A 22,405-nucleotide genomic window follows, 5' to 3' on the forward strand; every position below is an offset into this window, starting at 1 on the left:
ACAGCACGCTTACATCTGCACGGTGTCGGCCACTTCCTTGAAGTCTTCGATCTGGTCGAAGTTCATGTATTGGTAAATCTTGTCGCCATTGGCGGTGAGCACGCCCATGTCTGCCATGTACTCTTCCTTGCTCGGGATTTTGCCCAGACGCGAGCAGATCGCCGCCAGTTCCGCCGAGCCGAGATACACGTTCGTGTTCTTGCCCAGACGGTTCGGGAAGTTACGGGTCGAGGTCGACATGACCGTCGCACCTTCGCGCACCTGAGCCTGGTTGCCCATGCACAGCGAGCAGCCCGGCATTTCGGTACGGGCGCCGGCTGTACCGAAGACACCGTAGTGGCCTTCCTCGGTCAACTGCTTCTGGTCCATCTTGGTCGGCGGGGCCACCCACAGCTTGACGGGGATGTCGCGCTTACCTTCCAGCAGCTTCGATGCGGCACGGAAGTGACCGATGTTGGTCATGCACGAGCCGATGAACACTTCGTCGATTTTGGCACCGGCCACGTCCGAGAGCGTCTTCACGTCGTCCGGATCATTCGGGCAGGCCACGATCGGCTCGTGAATGTCGGCGAGATCGATCTCGATGACGGCTGCGTACTCGGCGTCGGCATCCGGCGACAGCAGTTGCGGGTCAGCCAGCCACTGCTCCATTGCCTTGATGCGGCGCTGCAGGCTGCGCGGGTCCTGGTAGCCCTCCGCGATCATCCACTTCAGCAGCGTGACGTTGCTGTTGAGGTATTCGATGATCGGTTCCTTGTTCAGGTGGACCGTGCAACCGGCGGCCGAGCGCTCGGCGGAAGCATCCGACAATTCGAACGCTTGCTCGACCTTCAGTTCGGGCAGGCCTTCGATTTCGAGAATCCGGCCCGAGAAGATGTTCTTCTTGCCTTGCTTGGCCACCGTCAGCGTGCCTTGCTTGATGGCGTAGAGCGGAATCGCGTTGACCAGATCGCGCAGGGTCACACCCGGCTGCATTTTGCCCTTGAAGCGCACCAGCACCGATTCCGGCATGTCCAGCGGCATCGTGCCGGTGGCGGCGGCAAACGCGACCAGGCCCGAACCGGCCGGGAAGCTGATACCGATCGGGAAGCGCGTGTGCGAGTCGCCGCCGGTGCCCACGGTGTCGGGCAACAGCATGCGGTTCAGCCACGAGTGGATCACGCCGTCACCCGGGCGCAGCGCGATGCCGCCACGGGTGCTGATGAAGTTCGGCAGAGTGTGGTGGGTCTTCACGTCCACCGGCTTCGGATAAGCCGCGGTGTGGCAGAACGACTGCATGACGAGGTCGGCCGAAAAGCCCAGGCACGCCAGGTCCTTGAGCTCGTCGCGGGTCATGGGGCCGGTGGTGTCCTGCGAGCCGACCGAGGTCATTTTCGGTTCGCAGTACGCGCCCGGACGGACGCCCTGGCCTTCCGGCAGGCCGCAGGCGCGGCCGACCATTTTCTGGGCCAGCGAGAAGCCTTTGCCGCTGTTGACCGGCTGCTGCGGCAGGCGGAACAGGGTCGACGGGGGCAAGCCCAGCGCTTCACGCGCCTTGCTGGTCAATCCACGGCCGATGATCAGCGGAATGCGGCCGCCGGCGCGCACTTCATCGAACAGCACGTCGGACTTGACCTGAAACTCGGCGATCACTTCGCCGTTCTTCAGCGCTTTGCCTTCGTACGGGCGCAGTTCGACCACGTCGCCCATTTCCATCTTCGACACATCGAGTTCGATCGGCAGGGCGCCGGCGTCTTCCATGGTGTTGTAGAAGATCGGGGCGATCTTACCGCCCAGGCACACGCCGCCGAAACGCTTGTTCGGGATGAAGGGAATGTCTTCACCCGTGAACCACAGCACCGAGTTGGTGGCCGACTTGCGCGAGGAGCCGGTGCCGACCACGTCGCCCACGTACGCGACCAGGTGGCCCTTTTCCTTCAGCGACTCGATGAACTTGATCGGGCCACGCTTGCCGTCTTCTTCCGGCGTGATACCGGGACGCGCGTTCTTCAGCATGGCCAGCGCGTGCAGCGGGATGTCCGGGCGGGTGGTGGCATCCGGGGCCGGCGACAGGTCGTCGGTATTGGTTTCGCCCGTCACCTTGAAGACGGTGATAGTCAGGCTTTGCGGCACTTCCGGACGGCTGGTGAACCATTCGGCCTCGGCCCAGCTTTGCATCACGGCCTGGGCGTGCGCGTTGCCCTTGTCGGCCAGTTCCTTGACGTCGTGGAACTGGTCGAACATCAGGAGGGTTTTCTTCAGCGCGTCGGCAGCTACGGCGGCGACTTCGGCGTCGGACAGCAGCTCGATCAGCGGCTGGATGTTGTAGCCGCCCAGCATCGTGCCCAGCAGTTCGGTGGCGCGGGCGCGCGAAATCAGTGCGCAGGCGGTCTGGCCTTTGGCGACGGCGGCAAGGAAACCTGCCTTCACGCGGGCCGCTTCGTCCACGCCGGCGGGCACGCGATGGGTGAGCAGGTCGAGCAGGGTCTGCTCTTCACCGGCCGGCGGATTCGCCAGAAGCTCGACCAACTCGGCGGTCTGCTGAGCCGTCAGCGGCAGGGGAGGAATGCCGAGCGCGGCGCGTGCGGCCGCGTGAACACGATAGTTTTCAAGCATGGGAAACCTGCTGGTATTTGCGTTTCAGGGGATAGCTTGCATGGCACGCCGAGACTGTGCCGGGCACTGTTTTCAACACGATTTTAATAGGATCCGGCGGCAAGGTCAAATGTCTTATGTCTTATATAAGAGTTGAAAATGCGGGCAGCGGGAAGATGATGTTGGCGGAGTCGTCGAATGGACTGTCAAAACGCCGGTTGCACGGCGGCAGCACGTAACCGCTCCGGCCCATCCATGGACACAGACACAATCAGCATCATGAATGCGCTCAAGATGCTCCGCCAATTGCGGCACCGCCTCAATCCGCTCCGCATCAGGCGGGAATCGCGCGAGCACAATGACCGTTTGTATTGCAATGTATCTTTAGAACAGGTTGATACAGCCGTACACAAAAAGCACCGTTCCCGACACATGCGGGATATATCCGTGCGCTCGAATACGGACATCGGGCGTTGGGCTCGTGCGGCAATGCATCTGCGCGTGCCACATCAGGTTGAGCGTGACTCTACGCATGCTTTTGGACCGACTTGCAGGAAGCCGGCGGAGTACCTCCGCGCACCCCAACGCGTCCGTGTCGAGCGCTCTGTGCGTGGAGTAATGCCAGCAGTGGCTCGCAGGAACCACGTCGCCATTGAACAGCAACCTATCTTCGTCACGATTTAGAGGCCGTATGTCAGACAACACCTCTCCCCAATCGCCGTCTCGCCGTCATTTCGTTGGCGTCGTGGCGGCTACCGTTGCGGCCGGCTCATTGAGCCAGTTCGCGGTTGCAGAAACGAACCCGGCTATCGCTCAGGTCGCTCAAGCGGCCGACGGCGACAAAACAGCTATTCGTCGACTTCGTGTACACGTACCTGAATCGCAGCTTGTCGATTTGCGAAGGCGCATCAAGGCAACACGGTGGCCTGAACGGGAGACGGTTACCGACGACTCCCAAGGTGTGCCGCTCGCGACGGTGCAGGAACTCGCGCGCCATTGGGCAACGGACTACGACTGGCGCAAATGTGAAGCGAAGCTGAATTCCCTGCCGCAGTTCGTGACCGAGATCGATGGGCTGGACATTCACTTCATCCACGTTCGGTCGAAGCACGAGAATGCGATGCCGCTCATCGTCACGCACGGGTGGCCCGGGTCGGTCATCGAGCAGTTCAAGATCATCGATCCGTTGACCAATCCAACGGCCTATGGCGCGAGTGCGTCGGATGCGTTCCATCTGGTCATTCCGTCGCTGCCCGGCTACGGTTTTTCGGGCAAACCGGCCACGACCGGTTGGGGGCCGGAGAAGACAGCGCGCGCCTGGGTCGTGCTGATGAAACGCCTTGGTTACGAGAAATTCGCCGCACAAGGCGGCGACCTGGGCGGCGTTGTCTGCAACGTAATGGGTAAGCAGGCGCCACCGGAATTGTTGGGCATTCATGTCAACTTTCCCGCCACCGTTCCCGCTGAAATAGCAAAGGCGCTTCAGGCCGGCGATCCGACGCCCTCCGGCCTCCCGGATGACGAAAGGCACGCTTATGAGCAGCTGGCCAGTGCGGCCAGGAAAAGACGCGCCTACGCGCTGGAGATGGGGACGCGTCCACAAACGCTATACGGATTGTCCGACTCGCCCGTGGCGCTGGCGAGCTGGCTTCTCGATCACGGCGACGGCTATGTTCAGCCAGCGGCGGCGTTGACCTCGGCCGTGTTTGGGCATCCCGTCAATGGTGAGTCCGCGGGCGAATTAACCCGCAACGATGTCCTCGACGACATCACGCTCTATTGGTTGACGAACACGGGCATTTCCGCCGCGCGCTTTTATTGGGAGTCTCATTTCAACTTTCTGGCCAGCGCCGATGTATCGGTTCCCGCTGCCGTGAGCGTTTTTCCTCGCGAGAACTATCAGGCCCCGCGGAGTTGGACCGAGCGTGCGTATCACAAGCTTGTCTATTACAACCGGCTCGACAAGGGCGGACACTTTGCGGCCTGGGAACAGCCGCAGTTGTTCGCAGAGGAGGTTCGTGCAGGGTTGAGGCCGCTGCGGCAATAGCGGAGATGTCAGCAAAGGGCGGCCGTAGCCGCGCGCTTGAGTTATTCTCCATGAGACCTGAACCGCAGAATTTCTCTCGCTGTGTTTGCGATTCAACCGAACCGACTCGAGACTCCATGACTACGCTCGTCAATCGCCCGAATACCGCCCTCATTGTCATCGATCTTCAGAACGGCGTCGTCGCTCAAGCCTATCGCCGCCAGGAAGTGCTGCGCGCAGTCAACATGCTCGTCGAGAAAGCGCGCAGCGCGAATGTACCGCTCGTTTGGGTCCGCCACGGTGACGAAGAGCTGGAACCTGGCAGCGGCCCGTGGCAGATCGTCGACGAGCTGTCGCCACGACACTCGGAGGCGATTATTGAAAAGAGCTACCGCGACGCGTTCGAAGGCACTAACCTCGAGCATGTGCTATCGACGCTTGCTGTCGGTAAGCTTATCGTGACCGGCGCGCAAACCGACATGTGTATTCGTTCGACGCTGCACGGCGCGCTCGTGCGTGGCTATGACGCGATTCTGGTCAGCGACGCTCATACGACGGTCGACATGACGCCATGGGGCGCGCCTCCACCGGACGGAGTGATCGCACACACGAATCTCTATTGGAGCAATCAACGCGCGCCGGGGCGTACGGGCGGCGTGGTCGAGAGCAAAGACGTGGATTTCGCGCTCCTGGCAGGCTCCTGAATCCACATAGTGTGTGGCCTGAGCCCAAACACGAGACGGAAGAGCCAACCCGCATTTCACGCGTCTGTTTGAATGCGAGCGATAAAAGCTAGCGGATCACCGCTTCCGACAGACAGACTCAAGAAAACAGCGACAAAGATTCGACCGCCGTCTGGCGCTGACGCCGCGGATGCGTAGTCCGACTGCATCGTCTCGGCGCTATCTCGCCGACCGAGCCGAGCGCCCGGTTCAGATCCAGCAGTGCTTTGCAAACCGATTTGCGATCGGACATTCCCACCAATGCCAGTTCAAGCCGGCTCAGCAGTTCCGGCAGACTCGATCCTCCGCCCATCTTTGCTGCGACCTTCCGTTTCCGCATAAGACCGCTCCCTGATTCTGCTCACACCGCTGTGGCGACCGGATCAGAACAACTGCGCGCCGAGTTCACACAGGCTAGCCCACTTCACGGTACTGACGAATGCCCTGCCCGTGGTGTCGAGCGATTCGATCATTGCCCGCTGCCCGCGCGCTTCTGCAACGACGCGGACGATGCGTGTCTGGTAGCGCAGCAGCGCACCGATCGGCGGACATAATATTTGACGGCGAACCCGCGATCGTTTCGTTTCCATACCACCATTGCTATTCGTAGAGATATCCAAACCGCTTGCAGACTCGCGACACATGACGGCATCCGGGCACCCTATTTTGCCAGGTCAACGGCCCTGAGTCCAGGCATACGACGAGAACTTACTCTACTGCCGCCCGCAACCGGCACGACATCACGGCAACGTAATCGGCACGGGTCGCGTCAGCAGATCAACATAAAGGCTGAAAAACCGGTTGTTATCGAACTGCGTCACGTAGGTGATTTTCTGCGGAGAAGCGCCCGCTGCCGGCCGATCGGGATACACCATCACATGCCCCTGATCTTCGCCGCTCGCCGTGTCGATATCGAGGTAGGCGCTTTTGGTTTGCGTGGCGTAACCAGGATCGAGAAAGTACGCAATAGTCAGCGTATCGAACAGATCGGTATGACTCGCGAATGCACCCGCATTGGCAATCCCATACGCCTTCGTCACCGCAGTCTGCTTGTTTGGGTCATTGACGATCTGGTCATACACGCTTTGCGTCAGCGGCACCGTATTCGTCACGTCGAGGGGAATCACGGCTTGGGGAATCGGCGTTTGCAACACCGTGCGTACCGCGAGCGGATCGAACCACCAGTTCAACTCCCCGACGGCGTTAGCATTGCCCGGCACAGCCATCGCGCCGCCCATATAGACGATCCGCTTGATCAGCGGCACGATCTCCGGCGCTTTCATGATCGCTGTGGCGAGGTTGGTAGGGGGTCCCACTTCGAGAATGGTGACCTGGTTCGGATAACGCTTGATGGTCTGAATCATGAAATCCGCAGCGCTCTGCGTCTGCAGTTTCGTCGACACCGCGAAGCCATCCGGCGGAGCCACTAGCTGCGACTGCTGGGTAGGCTCGGGGCGGCTCCATGCCCCAAAATAGCCTTGCGGGTTAGCCGCCTGCTGGGCGCGAATACTGGCCACATCGTAGTGCAACGGATAATCCGCGCCGCCGTAGACACCCACCACGTTCTGCACGCCCATGCGCTCCACTGCCTTGAGCGCATCCGATTCTTCCTGAAGCAGCCAGTCGTTGCCGGTAACGACAGTGAGTCCGAGCAGATTGACCTTGCCCTGTCCCATCAACTGCGTGGTCATGGCGAACAACTGGCCGTCGTCCCCCATCGTATTGAAGTCTGAATCGATGATGATCTTCGGCGCGTTAGCGAGAGGATCCGTGGTCGATATACTTCCTCCGCACGCAGCGAGACCCAGCGACATCATCAGTATGCCTATACATTGTGATCTCATGTTTCGTCCATTCGAGAGCGTGATTGATAAGGGAACACCATCGCGAGATGGTGCCGATAAATCAACGTCGAGCCACCGAACGTGGCAGTACGGACCGCCTCATGTCACAACCGGCATCCGTGTCAGGCGGCGCTATCCACTTCCGCGCGAGTGGGTATTGAAGGCTGCGCGCCGGCACGCGTCACGGAAATCGCCGCCGCGCGTTGCGCGAGGTTGATCGCGCCTTCCAGCGGCTGCCGTGAGGCGAGTTGCGCGGCAAAGACGCCGATAAACGTGTCGCCGGCCGCCGTGGTGTCGACTGCTTGCACTTGCGGCGCGGGAAAATGCATGCCCTCGCCGCCTTCCACGAGAAGATAAGCCCCCTGCGCGCCGAGCGTGACGATCACATTGCGCGCGCCGCCTCTTTGCAGCTCCGTCGCCGCGCGGCGGGCGCCGCTTTGCGATTCGACCGGCAGGCCGGCCAGGATCGCGGCCTCGACCTCGTTCGGCACGAGGTAATCGACGAGCGGCAGCCATTCCGCCGGCAAGGGCCCCGTTGCCGGCGCCGGGTTCAACACGGTGATCTTGCCGAGCCGCCGAGCCAGTGCGAGCGTCGCGTGAACGGAATCCCACGGCGTTTCGAGCTGGCAGACCACGACATCGCACGCCTTGATGGCCGCCTCATGGCGAGCCACGCTCTGTGGCGTGAGTTCGCCGTTGCTACCTGCGACCACGACGATCGTATTCTGTCCGTCGTCCGACACCGTTACCATGGCAACGCCGGTGGGCTGGGTCGGATGAACCTCGACGCCGCTGCAGTCGATACCTTCCGCTTCCAGATCCTTGACCCGCTGCGCGCCGTTCGCGTCTTTCCCGACACATCCGACCATGGCCACCTGCGCGCCGATGCGCGCGGCCGCGACAGCCTGGTTCCCGCCCTTGCCGCCGGCAACCTGCGAGAACTCGTGCCCGCCGATCGTCTCGCCTGGGCGCGGCAAATGCGGCGCACGGGCGACCAGATCCGTATTGATGCTGCCTACCACCAGAACGCGACCCTGCTTAGTTTCTTTTGACACTTTCAATTACTCCCATCCCACGCAAGACGATTGCGGCCCACCATTCACCGAATGATCCGATTATGCGGCGCGACGCCGGCTTCGATAAGTATCCAGCACGACGGCGACGACAATGACGGCTCCCGTAATAATGCGCTTGGTCGGCTCAGTCGCGCCGATCTGCGCGAGCCCCGCGGCAAGCACCGAGATGATCAACACGCCAAAGAAGGTGCTCGTCACCGAACCGCGCCCGCCCATCAAACTCGTTCCGCCGATAACCACCGCCGCGATCACCTGCAATTCGATACCCTGCCCGGCATTCGGGTCGGCGGCCTCGAGCCGCGAAATCTGGAACAGTGAAGCAAGGCCGGCCAGCAGACCCATCATCGCGAATACCGCAATCTTGTAGGGCCTCGGATTGACGCCCGCAAGGCGCACCGCCTCCTCATTCGTGCCGATGCCGACCAGATAGCGGCCGAAGACCGTGCGCGTGAGCACGAACTGCGCGGCGACCATCACCACAATGGCAATGATGAACGCCGGCGAAATGCCGAACGCGATGGGGTTGGAGAGAAAATCGAACGCGTCGCCGATATAGGCCGTGCGCGAGTTGGTCAACTGATACGCGAGACCCCGCGCCGCTTCCAGCACGCCGAGCGACACGATGAACGACGGAATCCGCCAGGCCACCGTGATCGCGCCGGTCACGCAGCCCGTCAGGGTCGTGCCGGCCATGCCGAGCAAGGCCGCGGGCAACGCCGCCCAATGCCACTGCAAGGCCGCGACGCTCGTGAGCGCCGCGCCGAGCGCCAGCACCGAGCCGACCGACAGATCGATGCCGGCAATGATCAGCACGAAGGTCATGCCGATCGACATCACAACGAGATCGGGAATCTGGTTCGCGATCGTGCTGAATGTGTCGTAGGTCAGGAAGTGCGAACTCAGCAGCGAGAACAGTACGATCATCCCGAGGAGCGCGCCGAGCAGTCCGATGTAGTTCGAAAAGCCGAGGCGTGCGCCGAGCGGCTTTGCATGCTTGGGTGGTTCGTTCTGCAATGTAGGCAGGCTGGTTTCTACGGTCATGCTCAATACTCCACAAATTTGCTTTCGTCGGGCGCTTTGGCGTCGGGTTCGATCGGCTCGTGCAGCAAGTCCTCGCGCTTCGCGTAGCCGGCGAATGCCGCGGCCAGCAGCGCGTCCTGGGTCCAGTTGCCGCGTTCGAACAGGCCCGTCATCTGTCCCGCCGACATCACGCCGATCCGGTCGCAAATCGCCATCAATTCGCGCAGATCGCTCGATACGACCACGAGAGCACGGCCTTCGCGAGCCAGCGCGCCCATCAATGCATAAATATCGAACTTCGCGCCGACGTCGATGCCGCGCGTGGGTTCGTCAAATAGCAGCACCGTGCAATCGCGCGCAAGCCACCGGCCGATCACCACCTTCTGCTGGTTGCCGCCGGACAGCTCCGACACCGGCTGCGACGGCCCGGCGCTGCGAATGCGCATGGCGTCGATCTGCTGGTGCGCCAAGGCCGCCTCGCGACGGCCGTCCACTACACCCTTGCTCGACACGGCTCGCAGGTGGCCCAGCGAGATGTTGGCGGCGATCGGCTGGGTCAGCAGAAGCCCCTCGCCTTTGCGATCTTCGGTGATCAGTGCGATGCCGTGCTTCACGGCGTCCGCGGGCGAGGCGATCGCCACGGGTACGGGTGACCCGCCTTCACGTCCGATCGAGACACTGCCGGCGTCCGCGCGGTCCGCGCCATAAATGAGCCGCATCAGCTCCGTGCGGCCTGCGCCAATCAGGCCGCTGATGCCGAATATTTCGCCGGCCTTGACCTCGAAGGACACGTCGCGCACCACCGGCTCGCGCGTCATGCCGCTGACCTTGAACGCCACCTCGCCGATGCGCCGCTCGCCGAGATCGATCCTGTCGCCGATATCGCGGCCCACCATCAGCGTCACGAGACGATCGGTCGTGAGGTTGGCCATCTCGTCGACATGCACGAGGCGGCCGTCGCGCAACACGGCAGCGTGCCGCGCGATTCGCTTCAATTCTTCGAGCCGGTGCGAGATATACACCAACGCCACGCCGCGCGCCTTGAGCCGCTCGACCTGCTCGAACAGCAGATCGACTTCGCGGGCGGTCAACATCGCGGTCGGTTCGTCGAGAATCAACACGCGGCAGTCGCCGATCAGATTGCGCGCGATCTCGACCATCTGCTGATGCCCGATCCCGAGCGTGCCAACCAACGTGTCGGGATCGATCGCGTCGAGTCCGACTTGCGCCATGGCGTGCCGCGCGTCCTCGCGCAGTTTGGCGCGGTCGATCCAGCCGAACATGCCGCGCCGCGGCAAGCGGTTCAGAAACAGATTCTCCGCCACCGTGAGCGTCGGCAGCAGGTTCAACTCCTGCATGACCATGCGCACGCCGAGCGCCTCGGCGTCCTTGCGGCTGGCCGGCGCGTACGCCGCGCCGCCGAGAGTCATCGAGCCGGTAGTCGGCGTGACGAGGCCGCCTATGATTTTGGACAAGGTACTCTTGCCCGCGCCGTTCTCGCCGGTCAGCGCGAGCACTTCGCCCGCGCGCAGTTCCAGCGATACGTCGGCGAGCACGGGTTCGGCGTAGGTCTTGCCGATGCCCTGAACACGCAGCACGGGCGGGGCATCGGCAAGGGAGGGAATGGGAATGGACATCGGATAGATCGAGCTGGACAGAAATCAGTCAGCGTGGCCCCTTGACGCAGCGGGCCACGCGTTGCATCACGCTTACTTGGTGACCAGATCGACAGGCGTTTCGACGACGCCGGACAATTCAGACTGTTTCTTGTGTGCGGAGAGTGCTTTCAAAGCCGTGTCGATACCGAACACAGCCTGCTTCGCGGCGTACTGATTGGCGGTGGCGAGAACGCGGCCGTCGGCGAGCATGGGCTTGATCGCATTGATGTCGTCGTAGCCGACCACCTGCACCTTGCCGGCCTTGCCGGCCGCGCGCACGGCCGATACGGCGCCGATCGCCATGTTGTCGTTGCCGCACAGCAAGGCCTTGACGTCCGGATTCGCGTTGAGGATCTGGCTCGCCACGGCGTTGCCCTTGTCGATTTCCCACTCGCCCGATTGCAGCGAGACGACCTTCATGCCGCCCGACGCCATGGCCTGCTTGAAGCCGGCAGTGCGTTGCTGCGCATTGGTCGTGGTCGAGACGCCTTCGATAATGCCGACGTTGTCACCCGACTTCAGGTGCTTGGCCAGGTAGTCGCCGACCTTCTGTGCGCCCTTCGCGTTATCCGGCCCGACGAACGGGATATTCAGGTCTTTCGATTTGAGGACGTCGCCGTCCAGCTTGTTGTCGATATTGACCACGATGATGCCGGCGTCGACCGCTTTCTTCAGGACCGGCACGAGCGCCTTCGAGTCGGCCGGTGCAATCACCAGCGCGTCGACCTTCGAGACGATCATCTGCTCGACGATGCGGATCTGGTTCGCGGTGTCCGTCTCGTCCTTGATGCCGTTGGTGACCAGGTCGAATTTCGCCGGATTCTGCTTCTGATAATCCTTGGCGCCCGTTTCCATGGTCAGGAAAAATTCGTTCGCCAGCGACTTCATGACAAGCGCGACTTTCGGCTTATGCGCGGCCTGGGCGAATGCCGCCGGCATCGGCAAAATCGACACGGCGAGGAAGGCCGCGCCGGCTGCGATGGCGCGACGCCGCGCCGGTAGAAAATGGCGAATCATTGATGTCTCCGTATCGCTCGTTCGGTCTACTGAGAGCCGATGAGTCGTGTGATGGGCAGGAACGCCTCACTTGCCACGCCGTGCCGGACCTTGCAGGTCTCGTCGTGTGATGCCGGGCAAGTATGGCCAGCTCCAATCCTATCCTCGCGAACTGCGTTATGCTATGCCAAATTTCAAAACCTATCGTTTCAAAAATGGAACACGTCGATTGGGACGACCTTCGAATTCTGGTCGCAATCGCCCGCGAGGGAACGATGCGATCCGCCGCGGCGGCGTGCGACCTGAGCGCGCCAACCTTGTCGCGCCGCCTCACCGAGCTGGAAAGACGGCTGGGCGAACCGCTCATCGACCGGGTGCCGTCCGGCTGTACCGTGACCGCGTTCGGCGCCCGGGTGCTGGCCTGGGCGGAGCAGATGGAGGACCTGGCTCACCAGATCGAACGCGCCGCGGACGTGAACGGCGGCGCGGCCGCGCACGGCACGGTGCGGATCAACGCCGTCGAGTGGCCGTCGTACATTCTGCTGAAGCTGCTCGGCTCGTTTCAGGACAGGCTACCCGGGCTCGCGATCGAAGTGCTCACTTCGCGCCGCCCCTATAGCCTTGCACGTCGCGAGGCGGACATCGCCCTGTGGTCCGAGTGCCCGGAAGAAGGTGACCTGTATGTTCGGCGGATCGGGCGGATCCGCTTCGGGCTCTACGGCTCGCGCGACTACTATCTTCGCCACCGCGCGGCGATCGTGAAGAAGGAGTGGGACAAGCTGTCGTTCGTCGGCTACGACGACCGGCAGCCCGACCATCCGGCCACGCAATGGCTGAAAACGCTGCCGGGCGCCCCGGCGCCGTCGCTGCGCAGCAGCTACGGCATGGGCGTATTCGACGGCGTTCTGGGCGGCTCAGGACTCGGCGTCCTTGCCCAACTGGCCGGTGACACGACGAGCGACCTCGTCTGCGTGGAGAAGCATATCAAGTCGCTCGATCAGGACGTGTGGATGGTGCTGCATCCGGCATTGCGCGACAGCGAGCGGATCCGGACCGTGGCTAACCTGATTGCGGAGATTTTCCGCTAGCGTCACGCTATTCCGGCAAGCGCGGGTTGCGCCCTGCCTCAACGCATCGCATTCTTGCGACCCTCGGCGTTGGTCGCCACGGCGATCTCGTCGAGCTTCTGCGGGTAGGGGAAATTGAGGCCGAGCAACTGACGCATGGTCGGACTCGCCCGTTTGACGAACTCTTCGCCGACCATTGCGCGCAGGTCTTCCATCGGCTTCACGAACTTGGGCAAGTACTGGATCAGCACGGCGCTGCGATCCTGCGTGCTGCGATTGGGCATCGCGCAATGCCATGTCGCGCCGAAGAACACGATGGCATCGCCCGGCTCGGCCGTCATGCGTTGGCAACGCTCGAAAAACCGGTCGCCTTCCGCCGGATAGCGCAATTCGTGCTGCGTGTGCGGCACGAACGCCGTCGCGCCGGTCTCAGCCGTAAAGGGGTCGAGCGGAATCGTCACCTGCGCATTGAGCGCGAACGACGTGTTGATGCCGAGCGGAAACGTGTCCGGCATGTGGTAGTCCCAGTATGGATAGTCGATGTGCGGTTCCTGGCCGGGCCCGCCGGGCAGAATACGGTTGGCCGCGATCGAGCCCATGATGAAGTCGTCGCCGAGAAAGCGGCGCATCGCATCCACGATCACAGGCTGCTCCGACATCTCGGAGAATACGTCGCCCTTGGCGAGCAGATTCCACACGCGCCGCTGCAAGTGAAGCCGCTGTTCTTCCGCGGCCTGCCCCTGAAAATGCGTGACGGTTTGCGCGCGATCTTCCGAATGAGCCATCACCACGCGGCGTGCCTCCGCCACCTGGCTTTCGCTGAACAGTCCGCGTAGGCATATCGCGCCGGGACCACGCGTCAGAGCCTCGACTACCACGCCCGGTGTCGCATCATTCGTTTCGATCCTGTCCACGACTGTCTCCTGTGAGCCGCACCGCGTTGCAGCAGCGTTTGAGGTCAAGCATAGAAGACAATCCGGCGCATCTGCAAGAATAATTGCCAAATAAATAATAATAGAATTTATTTTCCATTTCGATGGCGCATTGCGCTCGGTTCCTATGCTGTCGCGCACGCTGTCGACCGTTGTCCGCCATGCCTTTCCGAACATACGTATAACCGACACAACCGGTCGAATTTCACGGAAGATGAGGTCCACCGCCGCCCTGTCACATCACAACACGAGCGCCTCACGCTCGTCCGTTTTCAGGAGATACGCATGTCCCGCACCGTCGTCGAGAAGCGCGCCGCTTTCAAGGCATTGCACACCTCCGGCTGTTTCGTCCTGCCCAATCCGTGGGATGCCGGCAGCGCGCGCTATCTGCAATCCCTCGGCTTCCAGGCGCTCGCCACGACCAGTTCCGGCTTTGCATGGTCGACCGGACACGCCGACAACACACTGCCTCGCGATGCCATCCTCGCGCACTTGCGCGAGATCGTCGAAGCAACGGATTTGCCGGTCAACGCCGACTTCGAGAACGGCTTCGGCCGCGATCCCGCGGAGGTCGCAGAAAGCGTCAGGCTTGCCGTCGAGACCGGCGTTGCCGGACTGTCGATTGAAGACTCCACCGGCAATGCCGCCGCGCCGCTGTTTTCAATCGAAGCCGCCGTGGAACGGATCAGCGCGGCACGGCGCGCCATCGACGAAACCGGCGGCGAGACACTGTTGGTCGGCCGGGCCGAGAACTTCCTCGCCGGCTCGCCCGATCTGGACGATACGATTGCGCGCCTCAAGGCGTATGCCGCGGCCGGCGCGGACTGCCTGTACGCGCCGGGCATCCAGACGCGCGAACAGATCGAAGCCGTGGTGGCGGCGGTGGCGCCGAAGCCCGTCAATCTGCTGATCGGTTCGACGTCGGCGCTCACGGTGCAGGACGTGGCCGCGCTCGGCGTGCGGCGCATCAGTGTCGGCGGGGCGCTGGCGCGTGCGGCATGGGGCGGTTTCATGCAGGCCGCGCAGTCGCTGGTTCAGGGACGCTTCGACGGCTTCGCCGGCGCGGCGCCCGGCTCGCAACTCAATGCTCTGTTCCAGGACCGCACATAGAAGCATGACAACGCGGTGACTGACGCGTCGAGCGGTACGCAGACCGAGCGCCGGTGCGAACCGGCCCCCGACGCCACCATGGTTCGCTGACGCACGTACGCTAAAGGCAAGGACGTGAGAGACTGTTGACTAGCGAGCGTCCGGCCTGTCGACGCTCGCAGTTCAGGCATGTTAGCCATGGCACCTCGTCCTCTCACCGCAGTTGCAGCTCTACTCGCCTCGAGCGTCGGCTTTTATACGCCGGCCTCGCACGCGTACGCGCTCGACGCGCAATTCGACTGCCAGGCGCGTCCCCACGATTTCATCGGGCAGCTCATCGAAGACAAGTACATCGAGCCGAATCCAATGCGGATCGACACGAATTCGGTCAACGCGTTTCGACCGGTACATGGCAGCGACATGACCGCGTTCGGGTTTCGCGTCTATGCCGTGCTCGGCTACGAACCGGACGACGAGATGTTCAAGAAAGGCCGCGGCCAGGCACTCGCCGGCCCGCTGTACGGCGCCGTGTTATCCGCACCGAGCGAGTCGGTCGAAAAGCGCTTGCGCGCGGCCGGAAGCACCGCCGTTGTACACATGGTCATTCCGTTACTGCTGACGGCGGTGATCTGCACGCATTGACGCAGCGCGTCTGAACATCGCGGTGCTATGCTTTTCGCTCCGCTTCGTTCATGCCGCCCAGGACTTTACGCCGATGCCTTCGTCTGTCCGCAACTCGCTCGTCTGGATCTTCGACGCGTTCGAGCGCGATTCGACCTTCTTCAGCAAGCGTATGTTCGGCAGCGACGCCGCCTATATCGACGGCCTCTTGTGCCTCGTGGCCGCCGATCGCGACGCGCCCTGGAATGGCCTGCTGGTGTGCACATCGCAGGAGCGCCACGCCGCGCTCATCAATGAAATGCCTGCTTTGCGGCCGCATCCGGTGCTCGGCAAGTGGCTCTATGTTCCGCAGGAAGATCCGGCGTTTGAGATCGTCGCCGAAAAACTGACGGCGCTCGTGCTCGCACGCGATCCACGCGTGGGAGTCGAGCCGAAACCGCGCAATCGAAGCAGGAAATCGACTCTGCCGAAGGCGTAGGGCATCGCCCCAGCGGTGGATGTCCAAATCGCCAGGTTGTCCGTACCTGACGCGACGTTCTGAACCATTGCGAAAAAGAAGCGCGCCTATCGGCGCTGCGCGCGCTCTCCAGGATTAAGGAGAGGTTGACCCAGTTCGTCGTTGGTCGGACACGGATTATCTCCACCGTCACGCCGGCCATACCGTGGCAAAATCAGCGGCACCGCAGCACGTGTCCCGGAGACTTGTCATGGGTAACAAGACGCACGTCGAACGCCAGAGCAACGCAGAAAACGGCCCGGACGGCGTACCGGACATTCCCGGCCAGATCGTCCTGGTCTTTCAGGGGGGCGGTGCCCTTGGCGCTTACCAGGCCGGGGTATATCAGGCACTTCATGACGGCAAGGTCGAACCTCATTGGGTAATCGGCACGTCGATCGGCGCGATCAATGGCGCGATCATTGCCGGCAATCTTCCGGAAAACCGCATGGCGCGCTTGACGCAGTTCTGGAACGGCGTGGCCTGTCATGGCGTCGAGGTGGCAAACTGGTTGCCCGGACTTGCCACCTGGTTGCGCGACGTCGCCACGGTCACTCAAGGCGTGCCGTCGTTTTTCACGCCACAGTGGCAGAGCTGGGCGGGAATTCAGGCGCGCATTCGCTCCGATCAGGCAGCGTTCTATTCGACCGGACCGCTGCGCGACACCTTGTCGTCGCTGATCGATTTCGACTACCTGAATCAGAAGACAACGCGGTTGACCGTGGGCACCGTCAATGTCCGCAGTGGCCGCATGCGGTACTTCACCAATCGCGACGATCTGCTCGACGTCGAACACGTCATGGCCTCCGCCGCTTTTCCACCTGGCTTTCCGGCGGTGCGGCTGGAGGGCGAATCGTACTGGGATGGCGGCATCTATTCGAATACGCCGCTCGAAGCCGTGCTCGACGACCGGCCGCGCCGCGACTCGGTGATTTTTTCGGTGCAGCTGTGGCCCTCCAGCGGTCCGGAACCCGAATCGATCTTGCAGGTAATGAGCCGGCAACGCGATATTCAGTATTCGAGTCGCGCGGAAAGCCATCTCGATCGGCAGAAGCAGATTCACCGGCTTCGTCATGTGATTCGTGAGCTCGGCCAGCACCTGCCCGAAGAGCAACGCAACGCGCCGGAAGTGCGGGAACTGCTCGATTGGGGCTGCGGCACGACGATGCAAGTGCTGGAACTCGACGCACCGGCATTCGATAACGATGACCTGAACCGGGACATCGATTTTTCGTCGGCGGGAATCAAGCGGCGCTGGCTCGCGGGCTACGAGGACACGGCCCGCCTGCTGAAGCGCGCACCCTGGCGGGAAACGCTAGACCCGATGGAAGGCATCTCGGTCTTTCGCATGAACTCGGCGGACAGCCAGAAATAAATCGCCTCAGCACCGCAAGCGGCAACGCCGGCGCGACGCCGGCCGCAACGCACGCCCGGCGCGGCCGCTCACCGCCCAATCCATTTGTACCTTGCACGCAAGACTGTTTGTCCATGGCGGGTGTTCGAAATCGGCGCTAATGCGCCTAGATTTCATACCCATCGGAGCCGCTGGCCCGATCAGCATCTGATCAAATCACTTATCTGGAGATTTAGCCATGAGCACCTCACAAAAAGTCGTTGTCGTTACGGGCGCATCACAAGGCATTGGCGCCGAAATCGTCAACGCATTTCGCAAGCTCGACTATCGCGTCGTTGCAACCGCACGTTCGGTCAAGCCGTCGGAAGATCCCAACCTCCTGACCGTGGCAGGCGACATCGCCGACCCGGCCACCGCGCAGCGCGTGGTTTCCGAAGCCCTCGCCCGTTTTGGCCGCATCGACACACTGGTCAACAACGCCGGCATTTTCGTCGCCAAGCCCTTCACCCAATACACGGCCGAAGACTACGCAACCGTCACCGCCGTGAACCTCTCGGGATTTTTCTACATCACGCAACTCGCTATTGCCCAGATGGAAAAGCAGGGTAGCGGTCACGTGGTGAGCGTCACGACGAGCCTGACCGACCACGCAATCGACGGCGTGCCCTCGGTGCTGGCCTCGCTGACCAAGGGCGGCCTGAACTCGGCCACGAAGTCGCTCGCCATCGAATATGCGAAGAAGGGCATTCGCGCAAACGCCGTTTCGCCGGGCATCATCAAGTCGCCGATGCACCCGCAAGAGACCCATGCAGCGCTCGGCGCACTGCATCCGGTCGGGCATATGGGCGAAATGAGCGATATCGTGGGTGCGGTCCTGTATCTGGATTCGGCGCCGTTCGTGACAGGTGAAATCCTGCACGTCGACGGCGGCCAGAGCGCAGGCCACTGATCGCGCCCAGGGCGCCGCTGGCCGGCGCCCTTCACGTCAACCGAGGACAACGGAGAACGACATGCCTATCGTCACGATTCAGGTGACCCGCGAGGGTTCCAAACCCGGCAACGATGCCGTCACGGCCGACGAAAAAGCCCAACTCATCGCGGGCGTCAGTCAGTTGCTGCTGGACGTGTTGCACAAACCGCTCGAATCGACCTTCGTGGTCATCGAGGAGGTGAACACCGAGAACTGGGGTTGGGGCGGATTGCCCGTTCTAGCGTATCGCAAACAGCTGAGCCAGAAGCCGGGTTGAGCGACAGCACCTCGATCGCTCAATCCGTATAGTCCGTCGGCCCGCAGTTCGCGGATCCATTACTCCGCGAACTGCCGCAAGCGCTGAACGCTCTCCTTCAGTTCGCGCTCCAACTGGGCCACCAGTTCGGCAGCGGGCATCGACCTCGCCAGAGCGGCCGCCTGACCGGCCCACTGCGCGCCGTAGCCGAACTCCCCTTTGGCTTTCGCGGCGGCGTGAAGGGCTTTTCCCGCATCATAGGCAATCGGATACGCGGGCGGCTCGGGTGAGCGCGCGTCGGCGCCAAGGGCCGTGAAGCGGTTCGCCATGCTTCTCGCGGTCCGCCCGGAGATTGCCGCCGTGAAGGTCGTGCGGCGCGCCGCCTCGCCCAGCATCGCGCGACGGTAACCGTCGTCGATCGAGCTTTCGGGGCAGGTCACGAATGCCGTGCCAAGCTGTGCGGCCTGGGCGCCGAGTGCGAGCGCCGCAGCAATACCGGCACCGTCCATGATGCCGCCGGAAGCGATCACCGGCAGCCGGCGTCGACTGACCAGCAAACGGGTGAGTGCGAAGGTGCCCAGCCCGTCGTCATACGCTTCGGGATCGAAGACGCCGCGATGCCCGCCGGCCTCGATGCCTTGCGCCACAATCGCATCGACGCCCGCCTCCTCAACCTGCGCCGCCTCCTCCAGGTTTGTCGCGCTGGCAAGCAGCTTGATACCCGCCGTCTTCAGTTCGGCGATGACATTGGCGGAAGGCAAGCCGAAGTGGAAACTGACGATCGCCGGTTTCTCTTCGAGAAAAACCGCCAGCATGGCCGGATCCGCCGCGAAGCTCGTGTAGATCTCCGAGAGCTTTGCCGGCGGGATCACCCCATACTTTTCGAAATGCGGCGCGAGCCAGTTCAACCATTGCTGCTCGCGTGCCGCGTCCGCTTGCGCCGGTTGATGGCAGAAGACGTTGATATTGAACGGCTGGCCTGTCAGCGCGCGGGTCTCCCGGATCACCTTGCGAGCGCCTTCAGCGTTCATCGCTCCCACACCTAGCGAGCCAAGGCCGCCTGCATTGGAGACCGCCGCAGCCATTGCGGGCGTGCTCACGCCGGCCATGGGCGCCTGAATGATTGGCTTGTCGATACCCAGCAGGTGCAGCAAGGCACGATTGTCTGTCTGGTCGGTCATGTCGCTTCCCCATCGAGTCTCACTACAATATAGTCCTGATATTCCATACGAAGCTCTATTGCGCACCGGACGCGGCCGCACCGTCGTTGTGTTCGCGTTGCGGTCGTTCCGGGCGACATTCTGCCCGGACAAGACAGCACGATCAGACAAGTCGCCGAGAGACCATGCAGCGTCAATTTGAAGACGTCCTTCTGGGCAGTATCGAACTGTTCTGTCTCGCGGCCGAACTCGAGAGTTTCACCGAGGCCGCGAACGCCGCGAGCGTCACGCCGGCCGCCGTCAGTCGCACGGTCGCACGTCTCGAGGAACGGCTCGGCGTGCGCCTGTTTGTGCGGACCACACGGCAGATCCGGCTGACGGATGCGGGAAGACGGTACTTCGAACAATGCCGGCAGGCGCTCGCCCAGCTCGCCGAAGCCGAACGCGAAGCGACCGGACAACAGACGGCGCCCACCGGCGTGCTGCGAATCAGCATGCCGACGCCATATGGCCACTATCGCGTGCTTCCCCTGTTGGCCGAGTTTCGCAACCGCTATCCGGGGGTCACGGTCGAAACGCATCTCAGCAACCGCAACATCGACTTTGGTGAAGAAGGCTTCGACCTGGCCATTCGCGGCAGCGCGCCGGGCGACTCCGGTCTGATCGCGCGCAAGATCGAAGACGCGGAACTGGTGGTCGTTGCTTCGCCGGCCTATCTGCGGGGCACCGCCAAACTCAAAACGCCCGACGATCTGGTCCATCACGACTGCATCCAGTTCGCGTTGCCGAGCACCGGCCGCAACATTCCGTGGCTGTTCAAACACGAAGACGCGGTGGTCGAGACGATGACACGCGGCGCTTACACGTCCTCGGGCGATGTGCTTGCCGGGGCCACGCTCGCGCGTCACGGAGCGGGCCTTTTTCAAACCTATCGTTTCATCGTCGAGAAGGATATCGCCGAGGGCACGCTGAAGGAGTTGCTCATTCCTTACGGCGGTTGTTCGCGGCCGTTTGTCCTGCTCTATCCGCATGCGCGACACTTGTCGTCACGCGTGCGCAGTTTCGTCGACTTCCTGATGGAAAGGCTCGGATCGTAGGCGTGGAGGTGTTCGCGCGATGATCACGGTGTCAGGATCGCAGCGGAAAAATGAACTTCGCGGCGAGCAGTCCGAGCGCCCCGCCGAGAAGCGTCTCCCAGGCGCGCGCGCCAAGAAACGAAACAGAGTGCACGCCGCCGATCGCCAGCGTCACGATCAACGTGAAGGCAAACCGTCCTCGAGGATCACTTCTGGCTTCACGGCGTTGTGCGCTGTCGAATCGGGGTAGCTCGTAGTCTAGTCGAAAGGAACGCAGCGGCTCCGGTCGAAAATCGTCCTCAGCGGCTTGCCGCGCCGGCCTGCCCTGCCTTGGCGCGAGCGCCACTTGCTGAGCGCCATCCGCGAGTCGTGGCTTTCTACCACCCAAAATCGTATGCGATTTAATCGCATACGCTTGACAAAGCCAAACTTCTCGACCATTATTCGACGCATGCGATTGCATCGCATGCGATTTAAAGCGATTTGACACCCTGCACTCTTCAAGGAATTCATCATGACCAAGATCGAAACTGTCCTCTCCACCGGCAAAACCCATACGAAAGTCAACGGCCGTGGCGGTCGCGTCGACCTGCAACTCTCCTCGTCCGAAGGCCCTGCCGACAACCTCGAGTTCACGGCCGTGCAGGCCCATCCGACCGCGGAAAAACTGTTCGCGGGCGCATGGTCGTCCTGCTACATCCTGGCGATCGGCCTCGTGGCTCAGGAGAAGAAGGTGAAGCTTCCGGCCGATCTGTCGGTCGAGGTCGAGGTCGATCTGGGCATGACCGGCAATGCCTATTTCCTTCAGGCGCGCTTTAACGTCAGCGTGCCGGGCGTGGCGCGCGAGCTCGCCGAGGCCATCGCGCACGAAGCGCACGAAGTCTGCCCGTATTCGAAAGCCGTGCGGGGAAACATCGACGTCGTCGTCAACGTAGCCTGATCCTGATCGGCCACTCAACGAATCCGGGGCGCGATCCGGCATGGACTGCGCCTCTCACTCCCCACTTTTCACGGAGCTTCATCATGAAATCCAAACTCATTGCCGTACTGCTCGTCGCCCTGTCTGCTTCCGCCGCCGCGCCCGCGTTCGCGAGCGGCTATGGTCCGGCGCCCTTCTATCGGCCCTCGGCCGGCGCACCGGCGTCGCAACGTGGGCAAAGCGCGCAAACCGTCGCGGCAAGCGCCGATGAAGCGGCCGGCTCGCAAGCGGCATACGGCGGCGTGGTCGCCGGTCATTCCGAATCAGCGGGTGGTGCCGCCGTTGCACCGCGCGACGGTCTCTATGCACGTCATTAGGCCGCGTCGCCGGCCGCGGCACGGTCCCGCCGTCCCGGCATGACAATGCCGGCATGATGGGCTTTAGCCGCCGGCCGACCGGCCAGGCCGATCTCTGGCATGCTTGTGGGATCGCATCCGACAACGGCAAACCAACCCACCTGCGAGTGGCGCGGCGCCACTGACAAAAAGG

The 22,405-nt window shown here is 62.5% G+C and carries 21 protein-coding genes and 1 pseudogene; 12 read left to right on the forward strand and 10 right to left on the reverse strand.

The features are described from left to right. Positions 1 to 9: 9 nt before the first annotated feature. Entirely contained in the window at positions 10 to 2,595 is a 2,586-nt protein-coding gene (gene acnB, locus P0D71_RS31920; RefSeq protein ID WP_408483513.1) for a bifunctional aconitate hydratase 2/2-methylisocitrate dehydratase, read from the reverse strand. Positions 2,596 to 3,265: 670 nt separating this feature from the next. Here acnB and P0D71_RS31925 point away from each other — a divergent pair. Beyond that, the gene (locus P0D71_RS31925; protein ID WP_408483514.1) at positions 3,266 to 4,621 is read left to right on the forward strand and encodes an epoxide hydrolase family protein; all 1,356 of its coding nucleotides are present in this window, start codon (positions 3,266 to 3,268) and stop codon (positions 4,619 to 4,621) included. A gap of 116 nt (positions 4,622 to 4,737) precedes the next feature. After that, positions 4,738 to 5,304 (forward strand): isochorismatase family protein, encoded by a 567-nt coding sequence (locus P0D71_RS31930; protein ID WP_408294010.1) that lies wholly within the window; start codon positions 4,738 to 4,740, stop codon positions 5,302 to 5,304. Between the two features lie 401 nt (positions 5,305 to 5,705). Here the strand turns inward: P0D71_RS31930 and P0D71_RS31935 are convergent, their stop codons facing one another. The 6 genes from P0D71_RS31935 to P0D71_RS31960 form a co-directional block, all read right to left on the reverse strand. Next, positions 5,706 to 5,912, reverse strand: a complete 207-nt coding sequence (locus P0D71_RS31935) for a hypothetical protein (protein WP_091806524.1) — start codon at positions 5,910 to 5,912, stop codon at positions 5,706 to 5,708. A 150-nt stretch (positions 5,913 to 6,062) separates the two neighbouring features. Continuing rightward, positions 6,063 to 7,166, reverse strand: a complete 1,104-nt coding sequence (locus tag P0D71_RS31940) for a nucleoside hydrolase (RefSeq protein ID WP_408483515.1) — start codon at positions 7,164 to 7,166, stop codon at positions 6,063 to 6,065. A gap of 122 nt (positions 7,167 to 7,288) precedes the next feature. Continuing rightward, positions 7,289 to 8,221 carry a ribokinase gene (rbsK, locus tag P0D71_RS31945; RefSeq protein WP_091806517.1) on the reverse strand — a complete coding sequence of 311 codons (933 nt, stop codon included), beginning with the start codon at positions 8,219 to 8,221 and terminating at the stop codon, positions 7,289 to 7,291. A 60-nt stretch (positions 8,222 to 8,281) separates the two neighbouring features. Beyond that, positions 8,282 to 9,283, reverse strand: a complete 1,002-nt coding sequence (locus P0D71_RS31950) for an ABC transporter permease (RefSeq protein ID WP_408483516.1) — start codon at positions 9,281 to 9,283, stop codon at positions 8,282 to 8,284. 2 nt (positions 9,284 to 9,285) lie between these two features. Next, positions 9,286 to 10,899: a sugar ABC transporter ATP-binding protein gene (locus tag P0D71_RS31955; RefSeq protein ID WP_408483517.1), complete on the reverse strand. Its 1,614-nt coding sequence runs from the start codon at positions 10,897 to 10,899 to the stop codon at positions 9,286 to 9,288. 72 nt (positions 10,900 to 10,971) lie between these two features. Then, positions 10,972 to 11,937 (reverse strand): sugar ABC transporter substrate-binding protein, encoded by a 966-nt coding sequence (locus P0D71_RS31960; protein WP_408184404.1) that lies wholly within the window; start codon positions 11,935 to 11,937, stop codon positions 10,972 to 10,974. A 194-nt stretch (positions 11,938 to 12,131) separates the two neighbouring features. Between P0D71_RS31960 and P0D71_RS31965 the strand changes: the two genes are divergently transcribed. Continuing rightward, entirely contained in the window at positions 12,132 to 13,004 is an 873-nt protein-coding gene (locus P0D71_RS31965; protein ID WP_408483518.1) for a LysR family transcriptional regulator, read from the forward strand. A gap of 38 nt (positions 13,005 to 13,042) precedes the next feature. Here P0D71_RS31965 and P0D71_RS31970 read toward each other — a convergent pair whose 3' ends face one another. After that, the gene (locus P0D71_RS31970; RefSeq protein WP_408483519.1) at positions 13,043 to 13,897 is read right to left on the reverse strand and encodes a phytanoyl-CoA dioxygenase family protein; all 855 of its coding nucleotides are present in this window, start codon (positions 13,895 to 13,897) and stop codon (positions 13,043 to 13,045) included. Positions 13,898 to 14,200: 303 nt separating this feature from the next. On the opposite strand from P0D71_RS31970, the gene P0D71_RS31975 reads away from it, so the two are divergent. The 6 genes from P0D71_RS31975 to P0D71_RS32000 all read left to right on the forward strand — a co-directional run bounded on the left by P0D71_RS31975 (position 14,201) and on the right by P0D71_RS32000 (position 18,722). Further along, complete coding sequence (locus tag P0D71_RS31975; protein ID WP_408184400.1) at positions 14,201 to 15,025, forward strand: isocitrate lyase/PEP mutase family protein; 825 nt, start codon at positions 14,201 to 14,203, stop codon at positions 15,023 to 15,025. 177 nt (positions 15,026 to 15,202) lie between these two features. After that, entirely contained in the window at positions 15,203 to 15,646 is a 444-nt protein-coding gene (locus P0D71_RS31980; RefSeq protein ID WP_091806495.1) for a hypothetical protein, read from the forward strand. Between the two features lie 73 nt (positions 15,647 to 15,719). Beyond that, on the forward strand, positions 15,720 to 16,103 hold the full coding sequence (locus tag P0D71_RS31985) for a hypothetical protein (protein WP_091806492.1): 384 nt from the start codon (positions 15,720 to 15,722) through the stop codon (positions 16,101 to 16,103). Between the two features lie 229 nt (positions 16,104 to 16,332). Continuing rightward, positions 16,333 to 17,496 (forward strand): patatin-like phospholipase family protein, encoded by a 1,164-nt coding sequence (locus P0D71_RS31990; RefSeq protein ID WP_408483520.1) that lies wholly within the window; start codon positions 16,333 to 16,335, stop codon positions 17,494 to 17,496. A gap of 217 nt (positions 17,497 to 17,713) precedes the next feature. Continuing rightward, positions 17,714 to 18,424, forward strand: a complete 711-nt coding sequence (locus P0D71_RS31995; RefSeq protein WP_408342037.1) for an SDR family NAD(P)-dependent oxidoreductase — start codon at positions 17,714 to 17,716, stop codon at positions 18,422 to 18,424. 61 nt (positions 18,425 to 18,485) lie between these two features. Further along, positions 18,486 to 18,722 (forward strand): tautomerase family protein, encoded by a 237-nt coding sequence (locus P0D71_RS32000; protein WP_091806485.1) that lies wholly within the window; start codon positions 18,486 to 18,488, stop codon positions 18,720 to 18,722. A 59-nt stretch (positions 18,723 to 18,781) separates the two neighbouring features. Here the strand turns inward: P0D71_RS32000 and P0D71_RS32005 are convergent, their stop codons facing one another. Then, on the reverse strand, positions 18,782 to 19,882 hold the full coding sequence (locus tag P0D71_RS32005) for an NAD(P)H-dependent flavin oxidoreductase (protein ID WP_408483521.1): 1,101 nt from the start codon (positions 19,880 to 19,882) through the stop codon (positions 18,782 to 18,784). Between the two features lie 164 nt (positions 19,883 to 20,046). Between P0D71_RS32005 and P0D71_RS32010 the strand changes: the two genes are divergently transcribed. Next, positions 20,047 to 20,958, forward strand: a complete 912-nt coding sequence (locus P0D71_RS32010) for a LysR family transcriptional regulator (protein ID WP_408483522.1) — start codon at positions 20,047 to 20,049, stop codon at positions 20,956 to 20,958. 31 nt (positions 20,959 to 20,989) lie between these two features. Here P0D71_RS32010 and P0D71_RS32015 read toward each other — a convergent pair. Then, positions 20,990 to 21,136 (reverse strand): annotated as a pseudogene (locus P0D71_RS32015) (FUSC family protein); the annotation flags it as partial. 315 nt (positions 21,137 to 21,451) lie between these two features. On the opposite strand from P0D71_RS32015, the gene P0D71_RS32020 reads away from it, so the two are divergent. Then, positions 21,452 to 21,877 carry an Ohr family peroxiredoxin gene (locus tag P0D71_RS32020; protein ID WP_408483523.1) on the forward strand — a complete coding sequence of 142 codons (426 nt, stop codon included), beginning with the start codon at positions 21,452 to 21,454 and terminating at the stop codon, positions 21,875 to 21,877. An 83-nt stretch (positions 21,878 to 21,960) separates the two neighbouring features. After that, complete coding sequence (locus tag P0D71_RS32025) at positions 21,961 to 22,233, forward strand: hypothetical protein (RefSeq protein WP_408483524.1); 273 nt, start codon at positions 21,961 to 21,963, stop codon at positions 22,231 to 22,233. Positions 22,234 to 22,405 lie beyond the last annotated feature (172 nt).

This window comes from Paraburkholderia sp. RL17-383-BIF-A (assembly GCF_046028015.1).
Taxonomy (GTDB): Bacteria; Pseudomonadota; Gammaproteobacteria; order Burkholderiales; family Burkholderiaceae; genus Paraburkholderia.